This is a genomic window from Devosia submarina, assembly GCF_003056345.1.
GTDB lineage: Bacteria > Pseudomonadota > Alphaproteobacteria > Rhizobiales > Devosiaceae > Devosia > Devosia submarina.
In genome coordinates, this window is sequence record NZ_PYWB01000025.1 from 1 (window position 1) to 2,993 (window position 2,993).

A 2,993-nucleotide genomic window follows, 5' to 3' on the forward strand; every position below is an offset into this window, starting at 1 on the left:
CACGGAAGTAATCACTTCGACCCGTCGAAACGGCTCATCGGCACTCTTGGACATAGTCGTACTCATAGGCGTATGCCTATGCCTTATCAGCTATGCCACATGTCCGGTCAAAATAGGGTGCGCTCCAGCAGGAGGCCAAGTCGATGACCAAGGCCAGACAGGCAAAGCCTCCATGGTCTTGACATAGGTGATGTCAGTCACCCTGGCGGTGTCCGGCGCATGGACGTCAAACTGCCGCGCCAAGGTGCTGTCGACGTTACCGATGGCTTGCCACTATACGCATGAGGTGGTCCCGCTTGGTACGACAGTTTTGGCGTCCGGCTAACGTGGATCAAGTCGGTCTCCACGCCGCCCGTTATTTCCGCCGCAGCATAGACCTCCTCGGGTGTTCTGCAGCCGTAGGTCGAACGCGGAAGTCGCTCCTTGAGGTCGTCAATCCAGTACCTGATGCCTAACCGAGCCTCGCTGCCCGTCTTGAAGGCGTTGAGGAAAACGTACGCATAACTTGAGACTGCGCCATAGCCGCTCGACAATAAGGGCGTTGTCTATTCAGGGGGCGCCACCGTTCGTGGAGATGCGGATGCCGCATCGATCACCGTTACGGTGAAGGTAAAGCTAGTGAACTACGAACCCTGATCGGTGTTGAAGATCTCGGGCTTGCCGCGCCGGGCGATTGCCTCCTACAGAGCAACGACGCAGAAGTCGGCATGCATCGTTCGACAGCCGCCAGGCAATGACCTTGCGGCTGAACCAGTTCATGATGGTCACGAGGTAGAGGAAGCCACGCTGAATGGGGATTAGGTCACGTTAGCACACAAAAAATTTGACCAGACCGGTCGAACGCCAGATGCCTCGGGATCTGGGGATGCGGCTCGCAGGTCTTCGGTGCGCGGTAAACCGCCGACACGCCTAATCTGCGCGTCGGCCGTCGGGCCCACTTGCAGGGGAAGCACCAGCCCTAACGACATAATTCACCTTCGATCTAGGCTCAGCGATCGAAGGCTTTGACTAAAATACCCCGGACGACGACCTGACCGATCTTGTGTGCAGCTTCGTCATATCGGCCCCATGGCCGACCTGTGCATCCGTCGTCTTGTCGTCAAAAGCCTTGGCCAGGTTCTCAATGGCCTGTCGTTACCACTGCCTGATCTGGTGGGGGTGAGGCTGGTGCTTCGTCGCCAGTTCCTAACTCGTCCGCTCGTCGCGGAACGCCTCAAGCGCCACCTTGGCCTTGAACTCCGCCGTAAACCGTCTGCGTGTCTTCATGCTGGATCGTCCTTTTCTTCGAAATACCCTGCTTGATGCCCTATCTCGGGAACTGCAGTCGCCTCAGTTTAACATCACTTAAAGGTACAACGAGCTCATGCCGTTGCTCCGTAGAAACGACGAGCCATCCATCGCAAAGCCGAAAAAATTTACCGCCCCCTCTGCCGGCCGTAGTTCGGTCCCTTCTCGAAGATCTCGTCACGATGACGTGCGAGGAACTTGGCATCGGGCCATTGCGCTACGTCTTCTGGAAAGATGATCCTCTTGCATTTAGAGAAGAGCCATCTTGTATCCTGCCCAGCTTGTCGAGCAATGAGCAAGTCTCCATTGTTTGTGAGGCTGATCAACCCCTCGTCCCACTGATTGTTTACGCCTTTGCTCATTGGAAGTACATTCTGGATAATATCAGGTCCGCCTGCCCAGTGTGGCCAAAGGTGACCAACGTCTATTCCATATCTATGCCCGTCGAGGCTAGGGAAGCCACGGCGCAGGAAGGCACACTTTGGACCATATAGGTCCAACATTTCCAATCGAAGTGCTCTATAATCAGTAGAGTTGCGCTGTGACTGCTCCGCGCTAGACGCAAGAAAATGCTCTGTGACCTCTTCTCCAAACCCACGGAGGATAACACCTTCGTTAACCAATGCGAGTTGCGTATCCTCTCCCACCCTGCGGATTGGATGAGCGTAGATGTGGAACGGTTGCTCCTCCACTCCGAGGGCGCGTAACTCTTCCAAGGAAACGACACGGGCTAGCGCTTTCATGTTCAAGAGTGGCAGAAGGTAAACTTTTGGGTTCAGCGGGTCTGGCGCTGGGTCGCCGAGTAGTGCTGTACCATAGTACCCTGGCAGTTCCTCGTCGCGAGAGGCGTACAGAAGTACCTCGTGACCTGCAGCGTCTAGTGCTGAACGCAAGCTGTTGCGTGGCAACCGTAGAGCGTTCAACTGAACGTCAAACTGCGCTATGCGTACATTCAGCACATACGAAGCCATGATGCGTTCTTTTGGACATCAGGTTCGATACGTATGCAGCCAATAACGATGCTTTACCGCCAGGGGTTCTGCGTCGGCGCCGGCGGTCTGGTTTTGCTAAGAAGAATCCCCCAAGCAACTTCTATGATTTTGAAATACGACCGACGCGCCACTGCTGCAGCTCACTCGGCGCGGCACGATGATGATGCAAATTACCTAGGTCGCTGGCCTCAGAAGCGGCTTCCAACACAAAAGTCGATTTTGTCCTAATCGGGTGTTGACACTTGGAGTGATCGCCCTTAGAACCCCGCTCACCGCTGCAGAGGGCGGCGCTGAAAGGCGCTGATTGATGTAGCAAATCACTGAGGTTGTTGAAAAACTTCTGATGTGGTTTTCGGGTTTTGGGTCTTTGCCTTGTTATGGTTTGGATCTTGGAGCTTGAGAAAAGGGTATTGACAGTCGGTTCTGACTTTCCTATATCCGCCAAACGTTGACGACGCGAGCTTATGTGGCTCCCACTGATTGGCGTTTTTCTTGACAGGGCAGGGTGGCTGCCGGGCAACCGGAGGCGATCCTTTGTTCCTTGAAGAATTTATGAGGGGCTTTTGTTCTCTCGTGACGTAGCTTTGTGCTGGGTCAGCTCATTGACATTGTGAAGACAGAAGAAAGAGAAACGTGGACGGCGAGGTTCTTGCGAACGGAAGCTGGACGTTAAGTCTGGTGGAAGTTGAAAGACTTTCGATGGGTGCACGTTTT

The 2,993-nt window shown here is 54.5% G+C and carries 1 pseudogene; it reads right to left on the reverse strand.

What is annotated here, in order from left to right:
* Positions 1–130 precede the first annotated feature (130 nt).
* Positions 131–287: pseudogene (locus DDE77_RS19180) on the reverse strand (IS3 family transposase); the annotation flags it as partial.
* Positions 288–2,993 lie beyond the last annotated feature (2,706 nt).